The sequence below is a fragment of the Streptomyces sp. NPDC037290 genome (assembly GCF_055603245.1).
In genome coordinates, this window is sequence record NZ_JBVJVZ010000004.1 from 39,996 (window position 1) to 66,481 (window position 26,486).

Sequence of the window (26,486 nt, forward strand, 5' to 3'; positions counted from 1 at the left end):
TTCTTTCTCTTCGTTCTCTTCCGAATAGGCCGGTTCGCGGTCCCCAGGGCCCCCCTCCCCGTTCTCCGTGTTGACGGAGTCGGCGCTTCCCCCCCCCCCCCCCCCCCCCGGGGCCGGCGGGCGGACGTCCCTACCGGTGTAACCGCGTCCGGGGCTCACAGAGCCTTCAGGTACTCCGGCAGGCCGATGCCGGGCGCCAGGTCGGCGTTCGGCACCGGCGCGCCGTAGCCCTTCCGGAGCGGGACGACGCCGGCCCAGTGCGGCAGGGCGAGGTCCTCGGGCTCGTCGTTCGCGCCGCCGGTGCGGATCTTGGCCGAGACCTCGTCCAGGTCCAGGCGGATCACCGCGGTGGCGGCCAGCTCCTTCTTGTTCGCGGGCCGGGAGTCGGCGGCGCGGCCCGGCACGACGTGGTCCACCAGCGCGTCCAGGGCCACCCGCCGTTCCTCGGGGTCGGTGACCTGGCGCGCGATGCCGTGGACCACCACGGAGCGGTAGTTGATGGAGTGGTGGAACGCGGAGCGGGCCAGCACCAGCCCGTCCACGTGGGTGACCGTCAGGCACACCGGCAGGCCCGGGTCGGTCTCGCCGGTCGTCCGCAACGGGCGGGATCCGGTGGACCCGTGCACGTACAGCCGCTCGCCGACCCGCCCGTACAGCGTCGGCAGCACCACCGGCGCGCCGTCGCGGACGAAGCCCAGATGGCACACGTACGCCTCGTCGAGTATCGCGTGCACCAGCTCCTTGTCGTACGACGCGCGGTCCGCGGAGCGCGTGGGCACAGTGCGGTCGGTCGGGCTGTAGGCGGCGGCCCTGGTCTCCTCGGTCGTCCCCTGCATGACGGTTCCTCCATGACGGGCAAAGGGTGGCGGTGCGGTATTGCACTAGTGCATAATGTTCTTTGTGCTAGGAGAGTATCCCATCGAAGGGCGTGGCGCGGCAGAGATCGCGGCCAGCGTCGAGCGCGCGGTCGGCGCGGGTGAGCTGCAGCCGGGTCAACCCCTGCCTCCCATGCGGGAGTTGGCGACCCGCCTCGGAGTGAACCCCAACACCGTCGCGGCGGCCTACCGCACCCTGCGCGAACGCGGAGTGATCGAGACGGCCGGTCGCCGGGGCAGTCGCATCCGGCCCAAGCCGGCCACCACCGGCCGCGAGGAACTGCGCGTGGAGGTCCCCGCCGGGGGCCGCGACCTGGCCACCGGAAACCCCGATCCGGCCCTGCTGCCCCGCCTCGCCCCGGCCCTGGCCGCGGCGGCGGAGGAGGGCGACCGGCGGCCCGTCCTCTACGGCGACGACCCGGTCGACCCGGACCTCGTCCGCGTCGCCCGCGCCGAACTCGACGCCGACGGCGTTCCCGAGGGCCCGGTGGCCGTGACGTCAGGCTCCCTCGACGCCATCGAGCGCCTCCTGGTCGCGCACCTCAAGCCGGGCGACGCGGTCGCCGTCGAGGACCCCGGCTGGGGCAGCGTCCTCGATCTGGTCCCCGCCCTGGGTCTGCGCACGGTTCCCGTGGGCGTGGACGACGACGGACCGAGCCCCGACGACCTGCGCCGTGCCCTGGCGTCCGGGGCCCGCGCCCTGATCGTCACGGATCGCGCCCAGAACCCGACCGGCGCCTCGCTGACCGCCACGCGCGCGCGTGCCCTGCGCGCCGTCCTGCGCGAGCATCCGCAGACCCTGCTCATCGAGGACGACCACGGCCACGGCATCGTGGATCTTCCGCTGCACCCCCTCGCGGGCGTCACCCGCCACTGGGCCGTCGTCCGCTCCGCCGCCAAGGCCTACGGTCCCGACCTGCGCGTGGCCGTCCTCGCCGGTGATCCGGTCACCGTCGACCGGGTGCGGGGCCGCCAGCGCCTGGGCCCCGGCTGGGTGAGCCTGCTGCTGCAGCGGGCCGTGCTGCGGCTGTGGACCCAGGGTGCGGTGGACCGGGTGGCCGTGGCGAAGGCGTACGGCTCGCGCAGGAACGCGCTGGTGGACGCGCTCGCGGAACGCGGAGTCGTCGCCCACGGCCGCAGCGGCATGAACGTGTGGGTGCCGGTTCCCGACGAGACCGGCGCGGTGGCCCGTCTGCTGCAGGCGGGCTGGGCGGTCGCTCCGGGTGCCCGGTTCCGCGTCATGAGCCGACCGGCGATCCGCATCACGATCTCGGCACTCGGCGAGGAGGACATCGGCCCGTTGGCGGACGCGGTGGCGGCAGCGGTACGGCCGTCCCCGGCGCGGGCGTACGGCTAGGGGTTTCGTTCGGATCAGGCCGCGGTGTCCGGTGCGGTGCAAGGCGGAGGAGCGCCTGCGTACCGGGCGTACCCGGGTGATCCGACGACGCGGTGAGGTGCCGTGCCGGGCGTCGCGGACCGGGCTGATCCGAGCGAAACCCCCTAGCGGTGCCTGCAGGAGGGGGCGTGGGGGACCGTGCGGTCAACCGCAGCCGAGCGGCACTCTCGCGCGCCCCCCGAGTTCCTCACCGGGCGCGTTCCGCCGCACCCGCGGAGCCCTACGCGCCCTTCCGCCGGGCCTGCGTGAGCGCGGCCCCCGCCAGAACGATCACGGCCCCCACCGGAGTCGTCCAGCGCAGCGACTCCCCGAGGATCGCGACCCCCGCAGCCGTGGCGATGACGGGAATGAAGTAGGTGACCATCTGCGCGGTGGTCGGCCCGACCTCGGCAACCAACCCGTACTGGATCAGCACGGCGACCCCCGTGCCCAGCGCCCCCAGCGCGGCGATCGCCAGCAGCGGCACCACGGAGAAATGCGTGGGGAAACCGGCGAACAGCGGTGTGACCAGGGCCAGTTGAAGCGTCGCCAAGAGCAGTTGCGCCCCGGTCATCGACAGATGGGAGTTGCCCGTGCCCGCAAGCGTGCGCCGGACGTAGATCCAGCCCACCGGGTAGCTCAGCGAGGCCAGCAGGGCCATGGCCGTACCCGTGGCGTCCAGCCCGTGGAAGCCCTGCCACACACCCAGCACCGTCAGGACACCCAGGAAGCCCAGCCCGAGCCCGGCCACACGCACCCGGGTGGGCCGGTCCTCGGAGAGGGCGACCAGCGACAGGGCCATGCCCCACAGCGGCGACGTCGCGTTGCAGATGCCGGCCAGCGTGGACGGGATCGTCAGTTCCGCGTAGGCGAAGAGGGAGAACGGCAGGGCGTTCAGGAAGAACGCGGCGACCGCCATGTGCCCCCACAGCCGGGCCCCGCGCGGCAGCTTCTCCCGCTTGACCGCCATCGCCGCCGCCAGGACCGCCGTACCGAACACGAGACGCCCCAGGGTGACCTGGAAGGGGGCGTACCCCTGCGTGCTCACCTTGATCAACAGGAAGCTGAAGCCCCAGATCAGGGACAGCGCGCCGAAGCGCAGCCGCCAGTCGAGGCGGGCGCGGGGCCGGGCGGGGGAGGCGGACTGGGTTCGGGTGGCGGTGACCGTGCTCATGACCTCAACGATGCTGCAGGCAACCTCGTAGCACAATCGAGATTTCTCACCGGGTACCTCTTAGACTTGCTTACATGTTGAACCTGGAGCGCCTGCGCACCCTGGACGCCCTCGCCCGGCACGGCTCGGTGAGCGCGGCCGCGGACGCGCTGCACGTCACGACGTCGGCCGTCTCCCAGCAGCTGGGCAAGCTCGAGCGCGAGATCGGCCAGCAGCTCCTCGCCAGGAACGGCCGGGGTGTGCGGCTCACGGACGCCGGCCGGCTGCTGTCGGAGCACGCGGCGCGCATCCTGTCGCAGGTCGAACTCGCCGAGTCCGACCTGGAGGCGCACCGCGGGCAGGTCGTCGGCGAACTGCGGCTGTCGGCCTTCCCGACCGCCGCCCGCGGACTCTTCCCGGCCGCGCTCGGCGCGCTGCGGGCCGAGCACCCCGGGCTGCGGGTGCGCTCCAGCGAGCTGGAGCCGGAGCAGGGCATCGCGGGCGTCGTCCGGGGCGACCTGGATCTCGCGGTGGTCCTGGACTGGTACAACAAGCCGATGCCCGTGCCCGACGGCCTGGTCAAGGCGCCCCTGCTGGACGACCCGGCCGATGTCGCCATGCCTTACGGGCACCGGCTCGCAGGCCGGGACGAGGTGGACCTCACCGAGTTCGCCGAGGACGAGTGGATCACCTGGGGCGAGGGCGAGTTCTGCCACGAGTGGCTGATGTTCACCCTGCGGTCCAAGGGCGTCGAGCCGATCGTCGGCCATCGCGCAGGCGAGACCCACACGCAACTCGGCCTGGTGGCCGCCGGGTTGGGTGTGTGCATCGCACCGCTGCTGGGCCGTCACCCGGTCCCGGACGGCGTGGTCCTCGTGCCGCTCAGACAACGGGTGCGCCGGCACGTGTACGTGGTCTGGCGGGCGGACGCCGACCGCCGCCCGTCGATCCGGGCGGCCGTCGACGCCCTGCGCACCGCCGCGCAGCAACTGGGCTGAGCCCTACGCCCCGCCCAGTTTCCGGAAGTCCCAGGAGACGATCTTCTCCGGGGTCAGCCGCGCCCAGGCGTGCCGGCCGTCGTGCGGCATCTCGTCCAGGCCGAAGTTCTTGCGCGCGAACAGCGTCTCGGCGGTGTCGAGTTCGGCGCACAGCTCCCCGGTGCGCGGCGCCTCGCCCACGAACTCCACCCGCCCGGACAACTCGACGCCGCGCAACTGGTCGTACTCCTCGCCCGAGTCGACCACGACGGCCACCCGTGGATCGCGGCGCAGCTGGCTCCAACGCCTGCTGCGCACCACCGAATACAGCCACAGCGAAATGCCGTCCCAGGCGAACCAGAGCGCGCTGACATGCGGAGTGCCGTCCGCCGAGACAGTCGCGACCCGGCAGGTGCGCTGGCTGGTGAGGAACTCGTCCAGCTCCCCGGGCGTCATCATGATCTTCCGACCCCGGCGCTGTTGAGTGACGGTCATGCGGCCCCCTCTTCTCCCACGTCGTGCCAGAGGACTATCGTGTCCGGGTGATCCTCTGACATCACGTCAGAAAAGAGAAGGTCCGTTCCCAACCGGTCGTCTTCAAAGGGGGCGCGCCGTGCCGTCGTACGAGCAGCTCAGCGAACTCCTCGACCCCGTGACCACCGTCCTGCTCACCGTGGAGTGCCAGCAGGGGGTCGTCGGACCGGACAGCGCGCTGCCCGAACTCGCCCGCGAGGCCCGCTCCTGTGGCGCGCTGCGCAATGTGGCCCGGCTGGTCGCCGCCGCGCATGAGGCCGGTGTCCAGGTCGTCCACGCGATCGCCGAGCGCCGCCCGGACGGCCGGGGGGCGAGCCGCAACGCCCGGCTGTTCCGCGCCGCGGAGCGGCTCCCCGTCCAGCAGCTGTCCGGCACCACCGCAGTGCGCGTCGCGCCGCCGATCGAGGTCGGCGAGGAGGACCTCGTCGTACGGCGGCTGCACGGCCTGTCCCCGATCCACGGCACCGACGTCGACGCCCTGCTGCGCAACCTCGGCTGCCGCACGCTGATCGTCACCGGTGTCTCCGCCAACGTGGCGATCCCCAACGCGGTGTTCGACGCGGTCAACCTCGGATACACCGCCGTGGTCCCGGCCGACGCCATCGCGGGAGTGCCCGCCGACTACACCCCCGCGATGATCCGGCACACCCTCGCGCTGGTCGCCACCATCGCGGCCACCGACGAGGTGCTCGACTGTCTCGAACGGCCGCGCGGGCGGCGCTGAGACGGCTCAGGCCAGCTTGATCTCGTCGCCGGAGACCGTGATCCTGGCGGCGGGCAGCGGCTGGGTCGCGGGCCCCTGCTTGACGCTGCCGTCCGTGACGGAGAAGTGGCTGTTGTGGCACGGACAGACGATCACGCCGCCCGTCACACTGCCCACCGCGCACCCCTGGTGGGTGCACTTGGACGAGAACGCCTTGTACGTGCCCGCCGCCGGCTGGGTGACGACCACGCCCTGGTCCTTGAAGATCTTGCCGCCACCCTCGGGGATGTCGGAGGTCTTGGCGAGCGCGGTGCCACCGGCGGAGCCGCGGCTGTTCTGCGAGGCTCCGGTGGAGCCGGCCGTGCCCGCCGTGCCGGTCGATCCCGTGGTGCCTGTCGTGCCGGAGGATCCGGATCCGGTGGTGGCCGCGCCGGACGAGTCGTCGCCCGAACCGCAGGCGGTCAGCGCGGCGGCGAGCCCCGCCGCTCCGGCCGCCGCCACGACCGTACGGCGGGCGGGTCCGGTGGTCGGCTGGGACGATGCGCTGGTCATGTGGGGTTCCCTTCCGCGGAGTTTCTCGTGATCCGTCCAGGGGTACGGCGCTCGGGCGCCACCCGTTCAGACGGGCACCCAGATCCTTGCGGCCCGGGCATGAGACGCCCGCAGCTGTGGGTCCGCTGTCGGCCCCACCCCGGCAGCCCGGGGCGATCCCAGTAACCTGGGGCGATGCTCAAGGAAGTCACCGCGACCCGCTACATCACGCCGCTGCGTGAAGGCGGCTCGCTGCCGGGGCTCGTCGAGGGCGACGACTTCGGGACCTACGTCCTGAAGTTCACCGGCGCCGGACAGGGCCGCAAGACACTCGTCGCCGAGGTGGTGTGCGGCGAACTCGCCCGCCGCCTCGGATTCCGGATGCCCCGGCTGGTCACCGTCCGGCTCGACCCGGTCCTCGGGCTCGGCGAACCCGAGCAGCAGGTGCAGGACCTGCTCAGGTCCAGCGGCGGCACCAACCTCGGCATGGACTTCCTCTCCGGCGCCCTCGGCTACGATCCGCTCGCCTTCCCGGTGAGCCCCGGGGAGGCCGGGCGGATCCTCTGGTTCGACGCGCTGATCAACAACGTGGACCGCTCCTGGCGCAACCCCAACCTCCTTGTGCACAGCGGCGAGCTGTGGCTCATCGACCACGGCGCGACGATGATCTGGCACCACAACTGGCCCTCCGCCGAGGCCTCCGCGGCCCGCCCGTACGACGCCTCGGACCACGCCCTCGTCCGCTTCGCCCCGGATGTCGCCGCCGCCGCGGCCGAGCTGGCGCCCCGGGTCACCGAGGACCTCCTCGCCGAGGTCACCGCCGAGATCCCCGACGCCTGGCTCGCCGACGAGCCCGGCTTCGACACCCCGGACGAACTGCGGCGGGCCTACGCGCGGCCGCTGCTCTCCCGGGCCGCCGTCATCGCCGAGCGCATCACCGGCATCGGCCCCGGTCCTGAGGAGGGCAAGTGAGCGAGCGTCACATCCACATGGCCGGCCATGTCACCGAGCGGCACATCACCCGGGCGGGCCAGGGCGGCGACCGGGACGTGTTCGAGTACGCGCTGCTGCGGGTCGTCCCCCGGGTGGAACGGGGTGAGTGCATCAACGCGGGCGTCGTCCTCTACTGCCGGGCCCAGGGCTACGTCGGCGCCCGCACCCATCTGGACGAGGCCCGGCTGCTCGCCCTCGACCCGGACACGGACGTGGCCGGGGTGCGGGCCGCGCTCGGTGCGGTCGAGCGGCACTGCGCGGGCGGTGCGGAGTCCGGACAGGCGTCCGGCGACGACGCCGGACGCCGCTTCCGCTGGCTGATCGCGCCCCGCTCCACGATCGTCCAGCCCGGCCCCGTGCACACCGGGCTGACCGCCGATCCGGCGGCCGAGACGGAGCGCCTGCTGGACCTCCTGGTGAGGTAATGGATCACACCGGCCCGGTGTCCCGTTGACACCGGGTGCCAGGGCTTCTAGCGTCACGGGTGCTGAAGGTACTAAGCGGTCGCTCACCGCATCACACAAGTCCCCGGAAAGGCCACCTCAGGCTCACTCCCGGGGCGCCAGGTTCTCTCAAGGGCGAGGAGAAGCAGCAATGTCCACCACTGAACAGCGGGTCGCGGTAGTCACCGGCGCGGCGCGCGGCATCGGCGCCGCCACCGCCGTACGACTGGCCGCCGAAGGCCGTGCCGTCGCCGTGATCGACCTCGACGAGTCCGCCTGCAAGGACACCGTCGAGAAGATCACCGCCGCCGGCGGCAAGGCGATCGCGGTCGGCGCGGACGTCTCCGACGAGGCGCAGGTCGAGGCGGCCATCGCCCGGATCGCCGAGGAGCTCGGCGCCCCGACGATCCTCGTCAACAACGCGGGCGTGCTGCGCGACAACCTGCTGTTCAAGATGAGCGTCTCCGACTGGGACACCGTCATGAGCGTCCACCTGCGCGGCTCCTTCCTGATGACCAAGGCCGTCCAGAAGCACATGGTCGACGCGGGCTTCGGCCGGATCGTCAACCTCTCCTCGTCCTCGGCGCTCGGCAACCGCGGCCAGGTCAACTACTCCGCCGCCAAGGCCGGCCTGCAGGGCTTCACCAAGACCCTCGCCATCGAGCTGGGCAAGTTCGGCATCACCGCCAACGCCGTCGCCCCCGGCTTCATCGCCACCGAGATGACCAAGGCCACCGCCGACCGTGTCGGCATGGGCTTCGACGACTTCAAGAAGGCCGCCGCCACCCAGATCCCGGTGCAGCGCGTCGGCGAGCCCGAGGACATCGCCAACGCCATCGCCTTCTTCACCGGCGAGGCGGCCGGCTTCGTCTCCGGCCAGGTGCTGTACGTCGCCGGCGGACCGCTCAACTAAGGGAACAGGTACATGACTTCCGCTGAACTCCCCGAGCTGTCGGGCAAGGTCGCGCTCGTCACGGGCGCCAGCCGCGGCATCGGCTACGGCGTCGCCGAGGCCCTCGTCGCCCGCGGTGACCGTGTGTGCATCACCGGCCGCAACGAGGACGCCCTCAAGGAGGCCGTCGACAAGCTCGGCGCCGAGCGGGTGATCGGCGTCGCCGGCAAGGCGCACGACCTCGACCACCAGGCCGAGGCCGTGGGGCGCACCATGGAGGCCTTCGGCCGGGTCGACTTCCTGGTGAACAACGCCGGCACCAACCCGGTCTTCGGGCCGATCGCCGACCTCGACCTGGACGTGGCCCGCAAGGTCTTCGAGACCAACGTGATCTCCGCGCTCGGCTTCGCCCAGAAGACCTGGCACGCCTGGCAGAAGGACAACGGCGGCGCGATCGTCAACATCGCCTCGGTCGCGGGCCTCGCGCCCTCGCCCTTCATCGGTGCCTACGGCGTCAGCAAGGCCGCGATGATCAACCTGACCCAGCAGCTGGCGCACGAGTTCGCGCCGGGGGTGCGGGTCAACGCGATCGCCCCGGCCGTGGTCAAGACCAAGTTCGCGCAGGCCCTGTACGAGAACCGCGAGGAGGAGGCAGCCGCCGCCTACCCCCTCGGCCGGCTCGGTGTGCCCTCCGACATCGGCGGCGCCGCCGCGTTCCTCACCTCCGGGCAGTCCGACTGGATCACCGGTCAGACGCTCGTCGTGGACGGCGGCATCTTCCTGAACGCCGGCGTGGGCTGAGCCACCTTCCGGGCGTCGATTTTCGGACAGATCGGCGCCCGGAACACCCGCCGTCATCCGGACATCGGAATGACAACGTCGTCATGGCGAAGTCGATCAGGAAGGCCTGTTTCAGGGGAGGTTCAGGGGCCCGAACGCTGCGGTATGGTCTGCCGACCCTTGGTATGGCAGATCGAGGAGCGTGCGCGTGTTCAACCGGAACCGATGCCTGCGGAGAGTCGCGGCGATCGCGTCCATATCCCTGGTGACCGGCTGCGGTCTGCTGTCCGACGGCGGCGGCGACGGCAAGGGCGCCATCGTCGTGGGCACCACCAGTGCCCCCAGCACACTGGACCCGGCCGGTGCCTACGACGGCTCCTGGGAGCTGTACCGGAACATCTTCCAGACGCTGCTCGCCTACCCCAGCGGTGCCACCATGCCCCAGCCCGACGCCGCCGAGAGCTGCGCCTTCACCGACTCCTCCAGTCGCACCTACCGCTGCACGCTGCGCGCGGGCATGAAGTTCGCCGACGGCGACCCGCTGGACGCCCGGGCCGTCAAGCACTCCATCGACCGCATCCGCACCATCGACGCCCCCGGCGGACCCGCCCCCCTGCTCGGCAGCCTGGACCGGGTGCAGGCGCTCGGCGCCCGGGAGGTCGTCTTCCACCTCAACCAGCCCGACGCCACCTTCCCGTTCGTGCTGGCCACCCCCGCCATGTCCATCGTCGACCCGGACGACTACCCCGCCCGCTCCCTGCGCAAGGACGACCAGGTCTACGGATCCGGACCGTACAAGGTCCAGTCCTACGAGGAGGACAAGCAGGCCGTCCTCGTCGCCAACGGGAACTACCGGGGCTTCGCCAAGCGGCAGAACGACGCGGTGACCATCCGCTACTTCCAGGACTCGGCCGGCATGGTCAAGGCCCTGCGGGACAAGCAGATCGACGTCACCTACCGCGGCCTGGCCGCCGGCGACATCCTCGCCCTCCAGCAGCACGGCAACAACGACCTGCAGCTGGTCGACGGCACCGGCATCGACATCAGCTACCTGGTGTTCAACCCCAGGGACCCCTGGGCCAAGGAGCCCGCCGTCCGCGAGGCCGTCGCCCAGATCGTCGACCGCGGCGCCATCGCGCACAAGGTCTACAAGGACACCGTCGACCCGCTGTACTCGATGGTCCCCAAGGGCCTCACCGGACACACCACCGGCTTCTTCGACGACTACGGCGACCCGAGCGTCCCGAGGGCCCGCAAGATCCTCTCCGACGCGGGCATCCACCAGCGTGTTCCGCTCACCCTCTGGTACACCACCGACCGCTACGGCTCCGAGACGGCGCTGATGTTCCAGGAGCTGAAGCGGGAGCTGGAGGATTCCGGGCTGTTCACCATCACCCTCAGGAGCCGCCCCTGGAAGACCTATGTGGTCGGCTACCAGAAGGGCGAGTACCCCGTGTTCGGCCGCGGCTGGTTCCCGGACTTCCCCGACGCCGACAACTTCATCGCCCCGTTCGTCGGCGAGCACAACGCGCTCGGTACGCCCTATCCGTCCAAGAAGATCACCGGCACGCTGCTGCCCCACTCGCGCGCGGAGAGCGACCGCGCCCAGACGGTCAAGGACATGGAGCAGGCGCAGCAGATCATGGTGGACGACGCCCGGCTGATCCCGCTGTGGCAGGGAAGGCAGTTCATCGCCGCGAGCGAGGACATCTCCGGTGGCGAGCAGGCCCTCGACCCGTCGACGATCATGATGATGTGGGCGCTGCACCGCAAGACCAGCTGGTGAGCTGGGGGAACGGTCCTCGCGGCACCGATTGTCAGTGGTCGCCTGTAGGTTCTGAAGCCTGGAAGTGACCGCACGCCGTAGTTGATCGATACCGTGAGGACGTTGACGTGACCGACATCGCCATGCTGCCCGAGTCCTGGCGCGGGGTTCTGGGCGACGAACTGCAGCAGCCCTATTTCAAGGAGCTGACCGAGTTCGTCGAGGAGGAGCGGGCGAAGGGTCCCGTCTATCCGCCGCGCGAGGAGGTCTTCGCCGCGCTGGACGCCACGCCTTACGAGCAGGTCAAGGTCCTCATCCTCGGCCAGGACCCGTATCACGGCGAGGGCCAGGGCCACGGCCTGTGCTTCTCGGTCCGTCCCGGTGTGAAGACCCCGCCGTCGCTCAGGAACATCTACAAGGAGATGCAGGCAGAGCTGGGCCTGCCCGTCCCGGACAATGGCTATCTGATGCCGTGGGCCCGCCAGGGCGTGCTGCTGCTCAACGCGGTCCTCACGGTCCGCGCCGGCGAGGCCAACTCGCACAAGGGCAAGGGCTGGGAGAAGTTCACCGACGCGGTGATCCGCGCGGTGGCCTCCCGCCCCGACCCCGCGGTCTTCGTCCTGTGGGGCAACTACGCACAGAAGAAGCTCCCGCTGATCGACGAGACCCGGCACGTGGTGGTCAAGGGCGCCCACCCCTCCCCGCTGTCCGCGAAGAAGTTCTTCGGCTCCCAGCCGTTCACCCAGATCAACGAGGCGATCGCCCTGCAGGGGCATGAGCCGGTCGACTGGCGCATCCCGAATCTGGGCTGACGGTCCTGGGCGGGGGCGCCGCTGACGGCGCCGCCTGCCCAGGAATCCCCGCCACGCCGGTTAGCGTCGGGAGCGGACAACCGACGACGGCCCGGAGGACGCGGTGGTGGAGCGGCAGGAGCAGGCGGCACTGGACCCCGTGCTGACGCGGATCGGGCAGGTCGTCATGCTCCACCACGGCGGCGACCGCGAGGAGGCCCGCAGCCGTTTCCTGGAGCTGTGGGCGGAGATCGGCGAGAGTGGCGCCCCGCTGCACCGCTGCACCCTCGCCCACTATCTCGCGGACACCCAGGACGACCCCGCGGACGAACTCGCCTGGGACCTGAGGGCGTTGTCGGCGGCGCAGGAGCGGGGCGCTCCGCTGAGCGTGCGGGGCTTCCTTCCCTCCCTGCACCTCAATCTCGCCGCCGACTTCGTGAAGCTGGGCCGCGACGACGCCGCCCGCAGTCATCTGCGCCGGGCGCGCGCAGCCGCGGGCGCTCTGGCCGACGACGGGTACGGCGACGGGGTGCGGGCGGCCATCGGGCGGCTGGAGTTCCGGCTGGGTGAGGGCGCCTGAGAGTCCGCGGGGCTGTGGCGTCGTGCCGCTCTTCGACGTGGCTTGTCGTGCCCCGCCGCGCGACAGGGCGCCTCAGTGGCCGTACGTCCGGTCGCAGATCACCGACTCCGGACTGCCGGTGCGCCAGCCGCCGTACTTCCTGCCGAGGGCGCACACGTCCGGGGCCTTGGGGGCGGGGTTCGGCAGGCCCGGGTCGGCCGTGCGCGGGCGCCGGTGGTGCTCGGGGTGGGCTCGTGCGCGTGGGGGAGCGGGAGGGGCGGCCGGGGGCCGGCGCGGCACCGGGGCTGCCGCGGGCCGGTGATGCGAAGGGGCCGGTGCCGGGTGCCTCGGAGGGCGGGACGGGCCGGTCATCTCCAGCGCCTCCCGGGCCGGTGCCTGCACCACGCGCGGCTCCGCGCTGCCGTCCGGCCGGGGCGCGGCCGGCAGCGCGGGGGCCGTGTCACGGGGCGGCGCGGGTGTCGCCGGGCGCTGTACCGTCACACAGCCGGTGAGGGCCGCGACGGCCACGGTGGCCAGGAGCGCTGCGGTGGTCGTCGTTCGGTGCACCCGCGCCACTCTGCTGGGTCGGCCCCCGGCTTGGCAGCAGGGAGCCGATGCCGATGCCCCCGCACGGGTGATCTCGTGCCCCGTGCGGAGGATTTCGGCGTACCCGGGGTGACGTTCAGTCGCCCGTGGTGCCGTCGATCCCCTCGCGGACCAGGTCGGCGTGGCCGTTGTGCCGGGCGTACTCCTCGATCATGTGGGTGTAGATCCAGCGCAGGCTGAAGGCCTCCCCGGTGGACCTGCTCCTGCCCCGGGAGACGTCGTCGAGCGCGAGGCCGGCGGCGTTGCGGCGGGACGTCTCGATCTCGGCCTGCCAGGTGGCGTACGTCTTCTCCCAGGTGTCTGCCTCGGTGGGGTGGAAGTCGCCGTCCGGGTCCTCCTCCGTGCAGTACAGGACGCCGGGATCCTCGCCCAGCAGCACCTCGTGGAACCAGTACCGCTCCACCTCCGACAGGTGGCGGACCAGGCCCAGCAGAGTGAGTTCGGAGGGCGGCACGGAGGCCGTCCGCACCTGTTCGTCGGTCAGGCCCTCGCACTTCCAGGCCAGCGTTGCCCGGTGGTAGTCCAGCCAGCCTTCCAGCATGTCTCGTTCACCGGCGTTCAGGGCGGGCTCTCGGCGTTCGGTCATGCCCGTATCCTTCACCACGAATCGCCTTTCCCACCAGGGGATTTATCGGCCCGGCAGTCGGCCGGCCCGTCCTTGGAGACGGCACCGGTCCGGTCGTCGTACACGACCGCCGGCCTCACCGCCCCCGTATGCTGCCGCAGAGGCAATCGAGCGGCAGGGGAGAGCACGTGAAGGTCGGCTGCATCGGACTCGGGGACATCGCGCAGAAGGCGTACCTGCCGGTGATCGGCACGCAGCCGGGGATCGACCTGCACCTGCAGACCCGGACGCCGGCCACCCTCGACCGGGTCGCGGACACCCTGCACCTGCCGGCCGACCGGCGGCACACCACCCTCGACTCGCTGCTCGCCGTCGGCCTCGACGCGGCCTTCGTGCACGCGCCGACCGCCGCCCACCCCGAGATCGTCACCCGGCTGCTCCAGGCGGGCGTACCGACCTACGTGGACAAACCGCTCGCCTACGAACTCGCCGACTCCGAGCGGCTGGTGGACCTCGCCGAGGAGCGCGGGGTCTGCCTGTTCGTCGGCTTCAACCGCCGGTACGCGCCCGGGTACGCCCAGTGCCTGGAGCACCCGCGCGAGCTGATCCTCATGCAGAAGAACCGGATCGGGCTGCCCGAGGAGCCGCGCTCGCTGATCCTGGACGACTTCATCCACGTCGTCGACACCCTGCGCTTCCTGGTGCCCGGCCCGGTGGACGACGTCACCGTGCGCGCCCGGGTCCAGGACGGGCTGCTGCACCACGTGGTGCTCCAGCTCGGCGGGGACGGCTTCACCGCGCTCGGCGTGATGAACCGGCTCAGCGGCTCCGCGGAGGAGATCCTGGAGGTCTCCGGGCAGGACACCAAACGGCAGGTGCTCAACCTCGCCGAGGTGATCGACCACAAGGGCCAGCCCACCGTACGCCGCCGTGGCGACTGGGTGCCGGTGGCCCGGCAGCGCGGCATCGAGCAGGCGGTCCTCGCCTTCCTCGACGCCGTGCGCGCGGGCAAGCCGCTCAGCGCCCGGGACGCGCTGGCGACCCATGAGCTGTGCGAGCGGGTGGTACGAGCGGTTCTGGACCGCCGCGCCGCAGCCTGAGCGCCCGCACACCCTCCGTGGCGCACAGCGCGGCCAGGACCAGCAGCGCGCCGTGCACCGGCCAGTCGCCGTAGCGGACGTACGGCGTGACGCCGTGCGCGAGCGGTACGTCGTAGACGCGGGCGGCGCTCGCGTCGGTGCCCAGCCACGGCCCGAGCCGCTGCCCGCCCGGCCCGTACACCGCCGAGACGCCGGTGAGGGTCGCGTGCACCATGGGCCGGCCGGTCTCGGCGGCCCGCAGCGCGCCCAGCGAGGCATGCTGTTCCGGCGCCCAGCTGGCCTGGAACGTCGAGGTGGCGGACTGGCCGAGCAGGATGTCCGCGCCGTCCTCGGCGAGGTGCCGGCTCATGTCGGGGAACGCGGTCTCGAAGCAGATCAGCGGGCCGATCCGCAGCCCGTGCCCGACGTTCATCACGACCTGCTCGGAGCCCCGCCTGCGGTCCTCGCCGGCGGCCTTGCCGACCGAGGTGGCCCAGCCGAGGAGCGAGCGGGCGGGTATGTACTCGCCGAACGGGACGAGCCGCATCTTGTCGTACCGCTCGCTGGTCGGGCCGTTCGGGCCGACCAGCACCGAACTCTTGTAGATGCCGGGCCGGTCGGAGCGGCGGGCGTCCACGTTCACCAGCACGTCCGCGCCGGTCGCACGGGACAGCGCGGTGAGCCGCCGGGCCAGGTCGGGACGGTGGTCCAGGTCGAAGCCGACACTGGACTCGCCCCACACGACCAGGTCGACGCCCTGTCCGGCGAGCCGCCGGGTCAGCTGTTCCTCCCGTGCGAAACGCTTGTCACCGCTGCCCTGCCCGTCCACGACTCCCGGCTGTACGACGGCGATCCGGACCTGCCCGTCGGTCTCGGGGCGCGGCGCCCACGCCCAGGCAGCCGAGGTCGCGGCGGCCGTGGCCACCAGCGAGGCCACGGCCGGCACGCGCGACTCCCGCACGGATACCAGCACGGCCACCGCCACGTTCACGGCCACGATCAGGAAGCTGAGCAGCCACACCCCGCCCACCGAGGCCAGCCGCAGCGCGGGCGGCACCTGCCACTGGCTGGCGCCCAGCATGCCCCACGGGCCCCCGAGACCCTGCCAGGACCGCACCAGTTCCACCATGAGCCAGGCCGACGGCAGCACCAGCAGCGCGGCGGCGCCCCGCCCCGGCGCGGGCCGGCCGCCGAGGAAGCGGCGCACCAGCAGGCCCCAGGGCGCCCACAGCGCGCCGAGCAGGGCGGCGATCAGGAAGATGAACACGTGCAGGCTCGGCAGCAGCCAGTGGTGCACGGCCAGCAGATAGCCGAAGCCCCCGCTCCAGCCGTCGTACGCCGCCCGCCGCGCGGTCGGGGCCGAGCGGGCCAGCAGGATCCAGGGGACCAGGGCCAGGTAGGCGAACCACCACAGCGACGGCGCGGGGAACGCGAGCACGGGCAGGGCACCGGCGATCGCGGCTGCGCCGGAGCGCCGCCAGGGGGAGGTGAGGCAGTGGTTGATCGTCGTCATGTGGGCCCTCCCTACCCAGCGCTCACTCCAGTGTGCGCGTGGGGAGCGATCTACGACAGGGGCCGATGCGCCGCAGGGCTCTGGTGGGTCTGTGGCAAGCGGCGCCACTTCTCCTCCACGACCACCCCGCGCAGCCGCCAGCCCTCCGGTGTCCGCAGCAGGGCGAACGCGTAGCGGCCGCCGCACACCAGGTCCGGGGCGGTGGGGCCGCCGTTCGCGGCGAAGCGCATCGGGTTGAGGTAGTCGGCCCGTACCGAGGCGGTGTCGCCCGTGTCGTGTTCCAGGGCGCTGAACCGCACCTGGCGGTTGACGATCAGGTGCTGGCGCATGGCGAACAGCGCCAGGCTCTCGGCGAGCCATCCGGCGACCTGCCCGGCATCGCCCTCGATGCCGCCGGCCGAACGGTAGTCGGCCCGTCCGTCCGCCGTGAACAGCCCTCGGTACGTCGTCCAGTCGCCGTCGTCCACCGCCACCGCGTACGCGGTGATCAGCTCGTCGACGGCCAGCCGGTCCATCACGGTCGCCAGCTCAGCGCGCTGCGTCATCGGCACAGTGTTGGGCATGGGACGCGAGGAGCCAAGAGGGCGTGCCGGGATATCCGAGGGCAGGGCACCCGGCGGACGCCGGCGAGGAGCCGCATCAATGCAGTTCGACAGTGCGCTGCGCGAGGAACGCGAGGGTGCGCAGACGCTCGGTGACCGTGCCGGAACCGGCCACGCTCCAGCCGGCCTGTCTACTCGACCTCGATGCCGAAGTCCCCGACGAGCTCCTCCAGACCGCCCGGGTAGCCCTTGCCGCCCAGGACGAAGTCCCAGTCCCCGTTCGCTCTGCGACGGAAGGAGCCGAGCACCAAGGCGGTCTCGCCCGGCTGCCCGTCGGAGACCTCCAGCCGTCCCAATTCGGCCAGCGACGGGTCGAGCAGGCGGATGCGGGCGTCCGTGAAGCCGGAGAGATCGGCGTTCGGGTTGACCTCCGGATCGACGGCGGCCACCAGTACGAGCCGGTCGGCGTCCTGTGGCAGTCCGTCGAAGAAGACGTAGATCGCGGCCTTGTCGGGGGTGGTGGCCCCGATGGCGCGGACGGAGCCGTCCGGTGTGCGCGGGTTGTTGTAGAAGACGAAGTGATCGTCGCTGAGGACGTCGTTGCCACGGCAGACGAGGGCGCACACGTCCAGGGCGACACTTCCGGTCCAGGCCATGCCCAGGACGTTGTAGCCGTCGGGCAGGCGAGTGTCCCGAGCCGTCGGGGTGTGCCGCGCGGCGCCACGGCTCGTGCCCTCTCCCAGGCGCCCCCGGAGCCCATGGCGGTGCAGCAGGTCGACGAGTTCGGTTCCCGAGACCAGTTCCAGCGGCTTGCCGCCCGCGAAGGTGTGTGAGCCGGGGCCGAACTTCGAGGTCGTCACGAGAACGCCCTTGTTGGCGCCGGTGTCCTGAACGGTCCCGTACAGGTCACGCACCGCGGTCGGCGGCACCGTGTTGCGGTAGCGCTTCACCTGTACGACGATCTTGCCGCCGCGAATCGGTGCCGGATCCAGCGCGTCGACGTCCACTCCGCCGTCGTTCGAGCGCTGCGTCGTGACCGCCTGCATCCCCATGGCGCGGAAGAGATCGGCGACGAGGTCCTCGAAGGCGATGGGATCCATCTCGTACAGGTCGGGTTCCTCGTCGCTGCCGTGCGTGACGACACGGTTCCCCACCTCCTGCGGCCGGCGGCTCGGCCGCACCGGCGTCAGTTGGTCGGGCCGGGCCGTCAGCTGCCCGCGCAGGGCATCGGCCAGGCAGCTGACGGCGTCCACCTGGGCCAGGTGCAGATCGCGGAACGTCGAGCGGGGAGCCATGACCGTGGCCAGGTAGATGTGGCCCGGGCGGCCCGTCGTGGGGTCATGCCCGTCCACGAATCCGTTCAGGGCCACCGACTCGAGCGCGCCCCGCTCGTCCGCCGCGAACAGTTCATGCAGGACGAGCAGCATGCACTGTGCCAGGACCTCCCGGTACAGGGCCCGTCGCTGACCCACCGGCCGGGGCGTCTCCTTGTCCTGGTCCACACCGGGCATGTACCGGACGGACTTGACCTCGGGCACGACGCCGTAGGCGGGCAGCTCCCAGTCCAGCACCAACTGCCCGGCCGCCGGGTCGTAGGCCGCTGCCACCTGGCGTGGAAAACCCTCCGGCCACGCGGTCGAGGCGTAGAGAGCGGCCGAGAAGTACTCGACCACGGAAGCGGGATCGCGGCGTCCGACCCCTTCCGTCAGCTCGACGACGCCGGCGTTGTGCCGCCGCACCTCGGCCAGTTGGGCATCGGCCCACTCCCGGTACTCCCGTTGGTACGACGCCAGTTGTTGCTGCCGCCGTGCCTCCGCCGCCTGGGCCGCGTGCCAGTCCCGCTCGAAGCGCGCCCTGGACTCGGCCTGGGCCTGGGCGCGGCGACCGGCGGTCCACCCGCGGTCTGCCGCGTAGTCGTCGACGTTCGGCAGGGGCACGGGCTGCGCCAGCGGCCCCGGAGCGAAGGGCTGGACCTCTTCCGGGCGTATGAGGCAGGAGGCTCTGAACGCCGGGGTCCGGCACCCTGAGGCGAGAAGGCCCTGCAGCGCGGTGACCTGTGCGTCCAGTTCCTCGGTGCGACGCAGTGCCTCCGCCTGCCTGTGCTCGCGGTAACTCTGGGCCACTTGCCGTTGGTACGCACGAGCTTGCTGTGCTTCCTGCCTCTGTCGTCTGGCTTCGGCCTCCCGCTGGCGCTGCTGCTGCCTCTGCATCTCAGCCCAGACGCCGACCACGCCGTTAGAGCGACGACTCATGTGTTGCAGGCCCTCCCCAAGGCGCGCTGGTTGTCCCCACAACCAGGTGTAACGTACCGACTTTATCCAGCGACGGCCCTCTCGCACATCCACCCGGCACGGCGGATCCGTGAGCATGGCTCGGCCTGGATCGAGGGGTGGGCCGAGGGGGTGGCCGGCCGGCGGCCGTATCCGGTGCGCCGAGGCCCGGGCAGACCTCGGGCGTGGGCCCCGAGGGCTTGTCAGGCCGCCTCGATGATCTCGCCGCGGATCGCCTCGGCCCACTCGACCACCAACAGCTCGTACTCCGCGCGTTCCTGGGTCGACAGGATGCCGCCCGCACGCAGCCACAACGCCCGGATCTGCTCGTTCACCTCGGCGGCAGACCGCACGGAACCAGAGGGCAGGGAATCGGGGGACATGCGGACAGCCTAGGGGCAAGCACTGACACTGCGCTACCGCCCGGCTACAGGGTAGGTATGGGGTTGGTCACCGCCGCCGGCTCCTGCGTGCCTGGTCGATCCGGACCACCGCCTTCATGGCGTGCCGGGGTGCCGCGCGCAGGACGGCGCGGGAAGCGGCCGAGTGCCCCGTCCGGCAGGCCCGTTCGAGACCGGTGAGGCCAGGGAAGCCGCAGGCCGCGGTGGCGGTGGTGGCCGCGGAGGGCGGCGCGGGCGGCCACCGCGAGCACGCGGTCCCGGCCGAGTTCGTCCGGCGGCCGGGAGATGTCCGAAACAGCGGCGCGGCGGACAGGGGCGAGGCTGCTCCGGGAGGTCCCTGGGTGCTGCGGCGCGGCGGCGCTCCAGGGGGCCCGGGTGACCCGGGCGAACCGCGCGCCGGGCGCGAGCGGGGTCGCGGCCGCACTCAGCCCGCCGACTCCGCCGCGTGCGGACTCAGGACGTCCGCCGAGACCAGGGCCATGATGACGACTCCGAGGGCGACGCGGTACCAGACGAACGGCATGAAGCTCTTGTGGGAGATCCACTTCATGAACCATGCGATCACCGCGTATCCCGAGGCGAACGCGATGGCCGTCGCGAACAGGGTCGGGCCCCAGGCGACATGCCCCTCGCCCACCGAGTCCTTCACCTCGAACACGCCCGACGCGAGCACCGCCGGGACGGCGAGCAGGAAGGAGTAGCGGGTCGCGGCCTCCCGCTTGTAGCCCATGAACAGGCCGCCGCTGATGGTCGCGCCGGAGCGGGAGACGCCGGGGACGAGCGCGCAGGCCTGGCACAGGCCGTAGACCAGGCCGTCCCTGACGCTCAGGTTCTCCAGCGTCTTGCGCTGCTTGGGCGCGCGGTGCCGGCCGCCGGTCTCGTCACGGGCCGCAAGCCGGTCGGCGACGCCGATGACCAGGCCGACGACGATGAGCATGGTCGCGGTGACGCGAAGATCGCGGAACGGGCCCTCGATCTGGTCCTTCAGGGTCACGCCCAGCACACCGATCGGGATCGAGCCGACGATCACCAGCCAGCCCGTCCGCGCGTCGTGGTCCCGGCGGGTCGCCTTGTCGAAGAGCGAACGGAACCACGCCGAGACGATCCGGCCGATGTCCCTGCGGAAGTAGATCAGCACCGCGGCCTCCGTGCCGATCTGGGTGATCGCCGTGAAGGCCGCGCCGGGATCCTTCCAGCCCGAGAACGCCGCGGTCAGCCGCAGGTGCGCGCTGGAGGAGACGGGGAGGAACTCGGTCAGCCCCTGGACGAGTCCGAGGACGAGGGATTCAAACCAAGACATGGAGGTACGGCGTCCCAGCGGTGAGAGGTAAAGGGATGGTCAAGCGATGAGGGCAGCGTAGCGGGCGCCGGGCGCGGCGGGGGACCGGGGGCGGACAGCGCGGGCGGTCCGCGGTGTTGACCGGCCCCGGGGGTGGCGCTTACGTTGCAGCGCAGGAGAAAGCGCTTGCTGAATGCTGGATCGTCGGCCCGCGCGCTCGCCGTACGGGAGGAGTGCTGAACCCGCCCATGCCACGCCGTCGTTCGACAACACCCTTCACCGGCCGCCGCATCCGCGCCGCCGTCATCGGTACCGGCGCCATCGGGCGCGGCTCCCATCTGCCCGCGCTCGCCCAACTGGCGCGGGAGGGCGAGACGGAGGTGGTGGCCGCCGTCGACATCGACGGGGACGCCGTCGAGGCGTTCTGCGCCGGAACCGGCATCCCGCACGCCCACACCGACCTCGACCGGATGCTCGCCGAGCAGCGCCCCGACCTGGTCAGCGTCTGCACCCCGCCGACCCTGCACCGCGCGCAGACCGTCGCCGCGCTGCGCGCCGGGGCCTGGGTGTGGTGCGAGAAGCCACCGGTGCCCTCGCTCGCCGACTTCGACGCGATCGAGGCGGCGGAGGGTGCCGAGGGCGGCCCGTACGCGGCGATCGTCTTCCAGCACCGCTTCGGCTCCGGCGCCGGGCATGTTCGCCGGCTGCTCGCCGAACAGGCCGTCGGGCGGCCTCTGGTGGCGCACTGCCAGACCACCTGGTACCGGAACGCCGCCTACTACGCCGTGCCCTGGCGGGGCCGCTGGCACACCGAGGGCGGCGGCCCGGCCATGGGCCACGGCATCCACCAGACGGACCTGCTCCTCGACCTGCTCGGGCCGTGGCGTGAGGTGCGGGCCATGGCCGGACGGCTGGTGCACGACGTCGAGACGGAGGACGTGTCCACCGCGCTGGTCCGCTTCGAGAGCGGCGCACTCGCCACCGTCGTCAACAGCGTGCTGAGCCCCGACGAGGTCAGCCGCATCCGCATCGACTGCGAGCGCGCCACCGTCGAGCTGACCCACCTCTACGGACACGCCAACGGCGACTGGCGCATCACCCCGGCGCCCGGTGCCCCCGCCGAACAGGCGGAGGAATGGCGGGACTTCGGCCCCGACGTGCCCAGCTCGCACCTGGCACAGCTGCGTGAGCTCATCGCGAGCATGCGGGCGGGCGAGCGGCCGCGCAGCAGCGGGGCGGACGGACGTACGAGCCTGGAACTGGTCACCGCGCTGTACAAGTCGGCCTTCACGGACGCGACCGTCCGCGCCGGTGAGATCGGCCCCGGCGACCCCTACTACACCGCCCTGCACGGCGGCGCCCCGGGCTGGGCGCCCGTGACCGCCGAGGAGGTCCCGGCGTGAGGGGCGGACCGCGGGTGGTCCACGCCCACGGCGACCGGATCACCGTCCACGAACCGGCCACCGGGATCGAACTGTTCGCCTACGTGTACCTCCCCGAAGCGGCCTGGGAGGCCCCCCGGCCCTACCTCCACCCGGTCCGCACCCTCAGCGGCGCGGTCGTCACCGGCTACCGCCCCCACGACCACCGCTGGCACAAGGGGCTGTCCCTGACCGCCTCGCACCTGTCCGGGGCGAACCTGTGGGGCGGCAACACGTATGTGCACGGGCAGGGCTACCTCGCACTTCCCGAGCGGGTCGGCTCGATGCGGCACGCCGGCTTCGACGAGGTCTCGGCGTCCGGCGGCCGGGCGCTGATCGCCGAGCGGCTGACCTGGCACCCGTACGACGGTGCGCTGTGGGCCGAGGAGGAGCGCCGTATCGAGGTCCGCGACATCGACCCGGGCTCCGGCACCTGGGAGCTCACCTGGACCAGCTCCGTCACCAACCGGCGTGCCGAGCCGCTCCGCTTCGGCAGCCCCACCACCGCGGGGCGCGAACGGGCGGGCTACACCGGCCTGTTCTGGCGCGGCCCGCGGGCCTTCCGGCAGGGCCGGATCATCGGGCCGGACGGCGAGGGCCCGGAGCTGATGGGGACGCGGTCGCCGTGGCTCGCGTACTGCGGCGAGCACGACGGCCTCGACGGTCACGCCACCCTCGTCTTCGCGCACGCCCCGGAGAACGACCACTCCGGAGCGGGCGGCACCCACCCCGCCCACTGGTTCGTCCGCAACGAGCCCTTCGCCGCCGCCGCGCCCTCCTGGTCCTTCTTCGAGGAGCTGGAACTCGCGCCCGGCGACACGCTCCGCCGCCGCTACCGGGTGGTCGTGGCGGACGGCGCATGGCGGCGGGCGGACGTCGCCGCGTACCTGGAGGCGCATCCGTGGTGAGCGCGGGGAAGGAGGCCTTCACGGGCCTGCCGGGCGGGGTCGCCGTGTCCCGGCTGTGCGTGTACGACTGGCCCGCCGCCGACGGGGTCCGTGGCGGAACTCCCCATGTGCATCTGGCCTGTTCGGAGGCGTACGTCGTCACCGGCGGCCGGGGCGCGGTCCAGACACTGACCGTGTCCGGGCACGCGGTCGCCCCGCTCAGGCCCGGCACGGTCGCCTGGTTCACGCCGGGCACCGTCCACCGGCTGGTCAACGAGGACGGTCTGCGCATCACCGTCCTGATGCAGAACAGCGGGCTGCCGGAGGCCGGCGACGCGGTGCTCACGCTTCCGCCCGAGTACCTGGCCGACCCGGAGGCGTACGCCGCAGCGACCACGATCCCGGCCGACGCCCCGGAGGCGGAGCGGGAGCGGATCGCCCGGGCTCGGCGTGACCTGGCCCTGGCGGGCTACCAGGCCCTGCGGGCCGCTCCTGGCCCGGACGCGCTGGCCGCCTTTCACCGGGCGGCCGCCGCGTTGGTCCGGCCCCGGATCGCCGAGTGGCGCCGGCGCTGGAGGAGCGGTGCGGTGGCGGCGGCCGAGGCCACGGGGCGGCAGCTGGACCGGCTGGCGGCGGGCGACACGGCCCACCTGGCCGAGGCTGCCGTACGGGCCGAGGAGCCGGGTGAGCGGGGGCGGTTCGGGATGTGCGGGCGGCTCGACGTGTACGAGCGCCCCGAAGGCGGGCGGGGGACCGCGCGAGCAGTCACGGCGGGGCCGCGGGCGGGCGACGGTCCGTAGCGGCCCTGGGGGCGGAGTGCTACGCGACCGCGGGGCCGGTGATCGTCCAGCCCGGCGCCTGCGGGTGCGGCGTGAGGTCCCCGTGGCGTACCTCACCGCCGCAGGCCCGGCAGGTGACGACCGGGACCATGTCCTTGCCGCAGCTGTGCTCGACGACCATGGGCAGGTCGGTGCCCTTGCGGAGATGGCGGTCGCCCCACTCCTTGAGCGTCATCAGCACCGGCTCCAGCTCCAGCCCCGCCTGCGTGGCCCGGTACTCGAAGCGCTGCGGGCGCTCGCTGTAGACGCGCTTGGTGAGGATCCCGGCGTCCACGAGCCGGCGCAGCCGGGCGGCCAGGATGTCGCGCGGGGCGCCGATGTTGCGCACGAGCTGGTCGAAGCGGCCGTTTCCCAGGCACACCTCGCGCAGCACGAGCAGGGAGTACTTCTCGCCGACCAGCGCGAGGGCGTCGGCGATGGAGCAGGGGCGCGGGTCCTTCGTGGCGGCCATGGAGGCAAGTCTAGGGGAGGGTTTGATTTTCCAACCCTTCGAGCTATGGTGAGTTCGGATTTCCTACTCACTGGTAGCTGCCGTGGTCCGCCACGGACAGCCAGGCGGCCAAGGAGGCCCTGCCATGCGCGACGCAGTGATCGTCGAAGCCGTGCGCACCCCCATCGGCAAGGGCAAGCCGAACGGCTCCCTCGCCCACGTCCACCCCGTGCAGTTGCTCGCCCACACCCTGCGCAGCCTGGTCGAGCGCTCCGGCGTCGACCCGGCACTGATCGACGACGTCATCGGCGGCACCGTCGACCAGGTCGGCGAGCAGGCGATGAACACCACCCGGTACGCCGTCCTCGCCGCCGGCTTCCCCGAGACGGTCCCCGCGACCACGGTGGACCGCCAGTGCGGTTCCTCCCAGCAGGCCGTGCACTTCGCCGCGCAGGGCGTGATCTCGGGCGCGTACGACCTCGTGGTCGCCTGCGGGGTCGAGTCGATGAGCCGGGTGCCGATGTGGTCCAACGTGCCCGCGGGCAAGGACCCGTTCGGGCCCGGCGTCGCCGAGCGCTACCCCGAGGGCCTGGTCCCGCAGGGCATCAGCGCGGAGCTGATCGCCGCCAAGTGGTCCCTCACGCGCGCGCGAATGGACGAGTTCGCGGTCTCCTCGCACCGCAAGGCCGCCGCCGCGTGGCAGGCCGGACTCTTCGACGCCGAGGTCGCGCCGCTGGACGGTGTCTCCCGGGACGAGTGCGTCCGACCGGACAGCACCCCGGAGATCCTCGCCGGCCTCAGGCCCGCCTACCACGACCCCGGCTTCGCCGAGCGCTTCCCGCAGATCGAGTGGAACGTCACCGCCGGCAACGCCAGCCCCGTCAACGACGGCGCCTCCGCCGTCCTGATCACCTCGAGCGACACCGCGGCCCGCCTCGGCCTGCGCCCGCTCGCCCGCCTGCACAGCTTCGCCGTCACCGGCTCCGACCCGCTGCTGATGCTCACGGGCGTCATACCGGCCACGGAGAAGGTGCTCCGCAGGGCGGGGCTGAACCTGGCCGACATCGACCTCTTCGAGGTCAACGAGGCCTTCTCCAGCGTGGTCCTGGCCTGGCAGCAGGAGACCGGCGCCGACCTGGCCAAGGTCAACGTGCACGGCGGCGCCATCGCCCTCGGCCACCCGCTCGGTGCCAGCGGCACCCGGCTGACCACCACCCTGGTGCACGCGATGCGGGAGCGCGGCGCCCGTTACGCCCTGCAGACCATGTGCGAGGCGGGCGGCCTGGCCAACGCGATGATCCTCGAGGGCGTCTGACCGGTCACCGGCCGCGCAGGTGGTGCCGCTTGCGCCAGGCGACCACCGAGCCCACCAGCGCCGGTACGGCGATGGCGGCCATCGCGATCAGGAAGGCGGGGGACGTCGGCGCCGAGGCGCGGGCGCCGGCCACCGCGTAGGCGGCGGTGTTCGGGACCGAGCCGAGGGCTGTGGCCAGCAGAAACGGCCACCAGCGCATACGGGAGACGGAGGCGCAGTAGTTCGCCGCCCAGAACGGCACGCCGGGGAAGAGCCGGGCCGCCAGCATGGTCCGGAACCCGTGCCTGCTCAACTGCCCGTCGGCCGCCTTCAGCCAGCGGCCCCGCAGCAGCGGGCGCAGCGCGTCCTGCCCGAGAACCCGGCCCAGCCCGAACGCCACGCCCGCCCCGAGCACCGTGCCCACCAGCGCCGCCGACAGCCCCAGCGGCGAGCCGAACAGGGCGCCCGCCGCCAGGTTGAGCAAGGGCCGCGGCACGAACGCCACGGTGCACAGTCCGTACGCCACGGCGAACACCGTGGCCGCCGCCGTGCCGCCGAGCTGTGGCGGCCAACCGTGGGTCAACAGCTGCTGCGGCTCGAACAGCAGCACAGCCGCGCCGGCCGCCACGAGGAGGACGAGCAGCAGCGCCAGCCGGGCGTACGGCGACAGCAGCGTGCGCGTGCAGCGGGCGACGGCGCCCGTGCGGGCGAGCGGAGGGGCGAGGACGGCCGCGGGGACGGCCGGCTCCGCGGCCGCGGCCCGGGGCGAGGCCGTGGCGGTGCCAGAGCGGTTGGCATCGAGCATCCGGTGACACTAACCGAAGAACACGTGTGATCGCCGTCAAGGACGTCGCACCGCAGAGGGTCCGGGGGGCCGGGGGGGCCGGAGCCCCCTCCGTGTTACACTCCTTTCCGCGGTCCCCCCGCTTTTTTTTTTGTTTTTCCCTGGCTCTCTCCTGCCACCCCCTCCGTGCCCCCCCACCCTCCCC

The 26,486-nt window shown here is 72.3% G+C and carries 28 protein-coding genes; 15 read left to right on the top strand and 13 right to left on the bottom strand.

What is annotated here, in order from left to right; all coding sequences use genetic code 11:
• Positions 1–155: 155 nt before the first annotated feature.
• The gene (locus ACZ7HQ_RS15045; protein ID WP_470989136.1) at positions 156–836 is read right to left on the bottom strand and encodes a pyridoxamine 5'-phosphate oxidase family protein; all 681 of its coding nucleotides are present in this window, start codon (positions 834–836) and stop codon (positions 156–158) included.
• A gap of 64 nt (positions 837–900) precedes the next feature.
• On the opposite strand from ACZ7HQ_RS15045, the gene ACZ7HQ_RS15050 reads away from it, so the two are divergent.
• Complete coding sequence (locus ACZ7HQ_RS15050; RefSeq protein ID WP_470989138.1) at positions 901–2,232, top strand: aminotransferase class I/II-fold pyridoxal phosphate-dependent enzyme; 1,332 nt, start codon at positions 901–903, stop codon at positions 2,230–2,232.
• A 259-nt stretch (positions 2,233–2,491) separates the two neighbouring features.
• Here the strand turns inward: ACZ7HQ_RS15050 and ACZ7HQ_RS15055 are convergent, their stop codons facing one another.
• A complete protein-coding gene (locus ACZ7HQ_RS15055; protein WP_470989141.1) occupies positions 2,492–3,424 on the bottom strand; it encodes a DMT family transporter in 933 nt (310 codons plus the stop codon).
• Between the two features lie 74 nt (positions 3,425–3,498).
• Here ACZ7HQ_RS15055 and ACZ7HQ_RS15060 point away from each other — a divergent pair, with 74 nt between their 5' ends.
• Positions 3,499–4,401 (top strand): LysR family transcriptional regulator, encoded by a 903-nt coding sequence (locus ACZ7HQ_RS15060; RefSeq protein WP_470989144.1) that lies wholly within the window; start codon positions 3,499–3,501, stop codon positions 4,399–4,401.
• Between the two features lie 3 nt (positions 4,402–4,404).
• Here ACZ7HQ_RS15060 and ACZ7HQ_RS15065 read toward each other — a convergent pair whose 3' ends face one another.
• Positions 4,405–4,875, bottom strand: a complete 471-nt coding sequence (locus ACZ7HQ_RS15065) for a pyridoxamine 5'-phosphate oxidase family protein (RefSeq protein ID WP_470989146.1) — start codon at positions 4,873–4,875, stop codon at positions 4,405–4,407.
• Between the two features lie 118 nt (positions 4,876–4,993).
• On the opposite strand from ACZ7HQ_RS15065, the gene ACZ7HQ_RS15070 reads away from it, so the two are divergent.
• The gene (locus ACZ7HQ_RS15070; protein WP_470989150.1) at positions 4,994–5,638 is read left to right on the top strand and encodes a cysteine hydrolase family protein; all 645 of its coding nucleotides are present in this window, start codon (positions 4,994–4,996) and stop codon (positions 5,636–5,638) included.
• A 6-nt stretch (positions 5,639–5,644) separates the two neighbouring features.
• Here ACZ7HQ_RS15070 and ACZ7HQ_RS15075 read toward each other — a convergent pair whose 3' ends face one another.
• Entirely contained in the window at positions 5,645–6,169 is a 525-nt protein-coding gene (locus ACZ7HQ_RS15075) for a Rieske (2Fe-2S) protein (protein WP_470989153.1), read from the bottom strand.
• Between the two features lie 174 nt (positions 6,170–6,343).
• Here ACZ7HQ_RS15075 and ACZ7HQ_RS15080 point away from each other — a divergent pair, with 174 nt between their 5' ends.
• The 7 genes from ACZ7HQ_RS15080 to ACZ7HQ_RS15110 all read left to right on the top strand — a co-directional run bounded on the left by ACZ7HQ_RS15080 (position 6,344) and on the right by ACZ7HQ_RS15110 (position 12,392).
• Positions 6,344–7,120 carry a HipA family kinase gene (locus tag ACZ7HQ_RS15080; protein WP_470989156.1) on the top strand — a complete coding sequence of 259 codons (777 nt, stop codon included), beginning with the start codon at positions 6,344–6,346 and terminating at the stop codon, positions 7,118–7,120.
• Positions 7,117–7,566 (top strand): DUF3037 domain-containing protein, encoded by a 450-nt coding sequence (locus ACZ7HQ_RS15085; RefSeq protein WP_470989159.1) that lies wholly within the window; start codon positions 7,117–7,119, stop codon positions 7,564–7,566. Before ACZ7HQ_RS15080 ends, ACZ7HQ_RS15085 begins: the two co-directional genes overlap by 4 nt.
• A 169-nt stretch (positions 7,567–7,735) precedes the next feature.
• Positions 7,736–8,497 carry a 3-oxoacyl-ACP reductase FabG gene (gene fabG, locus ACZ7HQ_RS15090; RefSeq protein ID WP_470989162.1) on the top strand — a complete coding sequence of 254 codons (762 nt, stop codon included), beginning with the start codon at positions 7,736–7,738 and terminating at the stop codon, positions 8,495–8,497.
• Positions 8,498–8,509: 12 nt separating this feature from the next.
• A complete protein-coding gene (locus tag ACZ7HQ_RS15095; RefSeq protein WP_470989164.1) occupies positions 8,510–9,277 on the top strand; it encodes an SDR family oxidoreductase in 768 nt (255 codons plus the stop codon).
• 187 nt (positions 9,278–9,464) lie between these two features.
• The gene (locus ACZ7HQ_RS15100; RefSeq protein ID WP_470989167.1) at positions 9,465–11,042 is read left to right on the top strand and encodes an ABC transporter substrate-binding protein; all 1,578 of its coding nucleotides are present in this window, start codon (positions 9,465–9,467) and stop codon (positions 11,040–11,042) included.
• Between the two features lie 107 nt (positions 11,043–11,149).
• Complete coding sequence (gene ung, locus ACZ7HQ_RS15105; protein ID WP_470989170.1) at positions 11,150–11,833, top strand: uracil-DNA glycosylase; 684 nt, start codon at positions 11,150–11,152, stop codon at positions 11,831–11,833.
• A gap of 103 nt (positions 11,834–11,936) precedes the next feature.
• Positions 11,937–12,392, top strand: coding sequence for a hypothetical protein (locus ACZ7HQ_RS15110; RefSeq protein ID WP_470989173.1), 456 nt, complete (start codon positions 11,937–11,939; stop codon positions 12,390–12,392).
• 72 nt (positions 12,393–12,464) lie between these two features.
• Here the strand turns inward: ACZ7HQ_RS15110 and ACZ7HQ_RS15115 are convergent, their stop codons facing one another.
• Both ACZ7HQ_RS15115 and ACZ7HQ_RS15120 read right to left on the bottom strand, forming a co-directional pair.
• Positions 12,465–12,938 (bottom strand): hypothetical protein, encoded by a 474-nt coding sequence (locus tag ACZ7HQ_RS15115; RefSeq protein WP_470989176.1) that lies wholly within the window; start codon positions 12,936–12,938, stop codon positions 12,465–12,467.
• Between the two features lie 115 nt (positions 12,939–13,053).
• On the bottom strand, positions 13,054–13,563 hold the full coding sequence (locus tag ACZ7HQ_RS15120; RefSeq protein WP_470989178.1) for a DinB family protein: 510 nt from the start codon (positions 13,561–13,563) through the stop codon (positions 13,054–13,056).
• A gap of 167 nt (positions 13,564–13,730) precedes the next feature.
• On the opposite strand from ACZ7HQ_RS15120, the gene ACZ7HQ_RS15125 reads away from it, so the two are divergent.
• Positions 13,731–14,642 (top strand): Gfo/Idh/MocA family protein, encoded by a 912-nt coding sequence (locus ACZ7HQ_RS15125; RefSeq protein WP_470989180.1) that lies wholly within the window; start codon positions 13,731–13,733, stop codon positions 14,640–14,642.
• On the opposite strand, the gene lnt is transcribed toward ACZ7HQ_RS15125, so the two are convergent.
• From lnt to ACZ7HQ_RS15150, 5 genes are all read right to left on the bottom strand, one after another.
• Positions 14,560–16,134: an apolipoprotein N-acyltransferase gene (gene lnt / locus ACZ7HQ_RS15130; RefSeq protein WP_470989183.1), complete on the bottom strand. Its 1,575-nt coding sequence runs from the start codon at positions 16,132–16,134 to the stop codon at positions 14,560–14,562. The two genes, ACZ7HQ_RS15125 and lnt, sit on opposite strands and share 83 nt — an antisense overlap.
• A gap of 50 nt (positions 16,135–16,184) precedes the next feature.
• On the bottom strand, positions 16,185–16,679 hold the full coding sequence (locus tag ACZ7HQ_RS15135) for a nuclear transport factor 2 family protein (RefSeq protein WP_470989186.1): 495 nt from the start codon (positions 16,677–16,679) through the stop codon (positions 16,185–16,187).
• A 188-nt stretch (positions 16,680–16,867) separates the two neighbouring features.
• Complete coding sequence (locus ACZ7HQ_RS15140; protein WP_470989189.1) at positions 16,868–18,928, bottom strand: restriction endonuclease; 2,061 nt, start codon at positions 18,926–18,928, stop codon at positions 16,868–16,870.
• A gap of 221 nt (positions 18,929–19,149) precedes the next feature.
• Positions 19,150–19,329, bottom strand: a complete 180-nt coding sequence (locus tag ACZ7HQ_RS15145; protein ID WP_470989191.1) for a hypothetical protein — start codon at positions 19,327–19,329, stop codon at positions 19,150–19,152.
• A 442-nt stretch (positions 19,330–19,771) separates the two neighbouring features.
• Positions 19,772–20,647 carry an undecaprenyl-diphosphate phosphatase gene (locus ACZ7HQ_RS15150; protein ID WP_470989195.1) on the bottom strand — a complete coding sequence of 292 codons (876 nt, stop codon included), beginning with the start codon at positions 20,645–20,647 and terminating at the stop codon, positions 19,772–19,774.
• Positions 20,648–20,874: 227 nt separating this feature from the next.
• On the opposite strand from ACZ7HQ_RS15150, the gene ACZ7HQ_RS15155 reads away from it, so the two are divergent.
• The 3 genes from ACZ7HQ_RS15155 to ACZ7HQ_RS15165 are packed head-to-tail and all read left to right on the top strand — an operon-like array spanning position 20,875 to position 23,734.
• Positions 20,875–22,029, top strand: coding sequence for a Gfo/Idh/MocA family protein (locus ACZ7HQ_RS15155; RefSeq protein WP_470989198.1), 1,155 nt, complete (start codon positions 20,875–20,877; stop codon positions 22,027–22,029).
• Entirely contained in the window at positions 22,026–22,955 is a 930-nt protein-coding gene (locus ACZ7HQ_RS15160; RefSeq protein WP_470989201.1) for a DUF6807 domain-containing protein, read from the top strand. The genes ACZ7HQ_RS15155 and ACZ7HQ_RS15160 overlap by 4 nt, the downstream gene beginning before the upstream one ends.
• Complete coding sequence (locus tag ACZ7HQ_RS15165; protein WP_470989204.1) at positions 22,907–23,734, top strand: cupin domain-containing protein; 828 nt, start codon at positions 22,907–22,909, stop codon at positions 23,732–23,734. Before ACZ7HQ_RS15160 ends, ACZ7HQ_RS15165 begins: the two co-directional genes overlap by 49 nt.
• Positions 23,735–23,753: 19 nt before the next feature.
• Here the strand turns inward: ACZ7HQ_RS15165 and ACZ7HQ_RS15170 are convergent, their stop codons facing one another.
• Complete coding sequence (locus ACZ7HQ_RS15170) at positions 23,754–24,224, bottom strand: winged helix-turn-helix transcriptional regulator (protein ID WP_470989207.1); 471 nt, start codon at positions 24,222–24,224, stop codon at positions 23,754–23,756.
• 124 nt (positions 24,225–24,348) lie between these two features.
• On the opposite strand from ACZ7HQ_RS15170, the gene ACZ7HQ_RS15175 reads away from it, so the two are divergent.
• Positions 24,349–25,518: a thiolase family protein gene (locus tag ACZ7HQ_RS15175; protein WP_470989210.1), complete on the top strand. Its 1,170-nt coding sequence runs from the start codon at positions 24,349–24,351 to the stop codon at positions 25,516–25,518.
• A gap of 4 nt (positions 25,519–25,522) precedes the next feature.
• On the opposite strand, the gene ACZ7HQ_RS15180 is transcribed toward ACZ7HQ_RS15175, so the two are convergent.
• Positions 25,523–26,302 (bottom strand): TVP38/TMEM64 family protein, encoded by a 780-nt coding sequence (locus ACZ7HQ_RS15180; RefSeq protein ID WP_470989213.1) that lies wholly within the window; start codon positions 26,300–26,302, stop codon positions 25,523–25,525.
• Positions 26,303–26,486: the final 184 nt, after the last annotated feature.

What these genes read in the sequence shown, in the direction of transcription:
- ACZ7HQ_RS15045 (WP_470989136.1), bottom strand. Translation starts at nt 836, where the DNA reads ATGCAGGGGACGACCGAGGAGACCAGGGCCGCCGCCTACAGCCCGACC.
- ACZ7HQ_RS15055 (WP_470989141.1), bottom strand. Translation starts at nt 3,424, where the DNA reads ATGAGCACGGTCACCGCCACCCGAACCCAGTCCGCCTCCCCCGCCCGG.
- ACZ7HQ_RS15060 (WP_470989144.1), top strand. Translation starts at nt 3,499, where the DNA reads ATGTTGAACCTGGAGCGCCTGCGCACCCTGGACGCCCTCGCCCGGCAC.
- ACZ7HQ_RS15065 (WP_470989146.1), bottom strand. Translation starts at nt 4,875, where the DNA reads ATGACCGTCACTCAACAGCGCCGGGGTCGGAAGATCATGATGACGCCC.
- ACZ7HQ_RS15075 (WP_470989153.1), bottom strand. Translation starts at nt 6,169, where the DNA reads ATGACCAGCGCATCGTCCCAGCCGACCACCGGACCCGCCCGCCGTACG.
- ACZ7HQ_RS15080 (WP_470989156.1), top strand. Translation starts at nt 6,344, where the DNA reads ATGCTCAAGGAAGTCACCGCGACCCGCTACATCACGCCGCTGCGTGAA.
- fabG (WP_470989162.1), top strand. Translation starts at nt 7,736, where the DNA reads ATGTCCACCACTGAACAGCGGGTCGCGGTAGTCACCGGCGCGGCGCGC.
- ACZ7HQ_RS15095 (WP_470989164.1), top strand. Translation starts at nt 8,510, where the DNA reads ATGACTTCCGCTGAACTCCCCGAGCTGTCGGGCAAGGTCGCGCTCGTC.
- ACZ7HQ_RS15120 (WP_470989178.1), bottom strand. Translation starts at nt 13,563, where the DNA reads ATGACCGAACGCCGAGAGCCCGCCCTGAACGCCGGTGAACGAGACATG.
- lnt (WP_470989183.1), bottom strand. Translation starts at nt 16,134, where the DNA reads ATGACGACGATCAACCACTGCCTCACCTCCCCCTGGCGGCGCTCCGGC.
- ACZ7HQ_RS15135 (WP_470989186.1), bottom strand. Translation starts at nt 16,679, where the DNA reads ATGACGCAGCGCGCTGAGCTGGCGACCGTGATGGACCGGCTGGCCGTC.
- ACZ7HQ_RS15140 (WP_470989189.1), bottom strand. Translation starts at nt 18,928, where the DNA reads ATGAGTCGTCGCTCTAACGGCGTGGTCGGCGTCTGGGCTGAGATGCAG.
- ACZ7HQ_RS15145 (WP_470989191.1), bottom strand. Translation starts at nt 19,329, where the DNA reads ATGTCCCCCGATTCCCTGCCCTCTGGTTCCGTGCGGTCTGCCGCCGAG.
- ACZ7HQ_RS15150 (WP_470989195.1), bottom strand. Translation starts at nt 20,647, where the DNA reads ATGTCTTGGTTTGAATCCCTCGTCCTCGGACTCGTCCAGGGGCTGACC.
- ACZ7HQ_RS15155 (WP_470989198.1), top strand. Translation starts at nt 20,875, where the DNA reads ATGCCACGCCGTCGTTCGACAACACCCTTCACCGGCCGCCGCATCCGC.
- ACZ7HQ_RS15165 (WP_470989204.1), top strand. Translation starts at nt 22,907, where the DNA reads ATGGCGGCGGGCGGACGTCGCCGCGTACCTGGAGGCGCATCCGTGGTG.
- ACZ7HQ_RS15170 (WP_470989207.1), bottom strand. Translation starts at nt 24,224, where the DNA reads ATGGCCGCCACGAAGGACCCGCGCCCCTGCTCCATCGCCGACGCCCTC.
- ACZ7HQ_RS15175 (WP_470989210.1), top strand. Translation starts at nt 24,349, where the DNA reads ATGCGCGACGCAGTGATCGTCGAAGCCGTGCGCACCCCCATCGGCAAG.
- ACZ7HQ_RS15180 (WP_470989213.1), bottom strand. Translation starts at nt 26,302, where the DNA reads ATGCTCGATGCCAACCGCTCTGGCACCGCCACGGCCTCGCCCCGGGCC.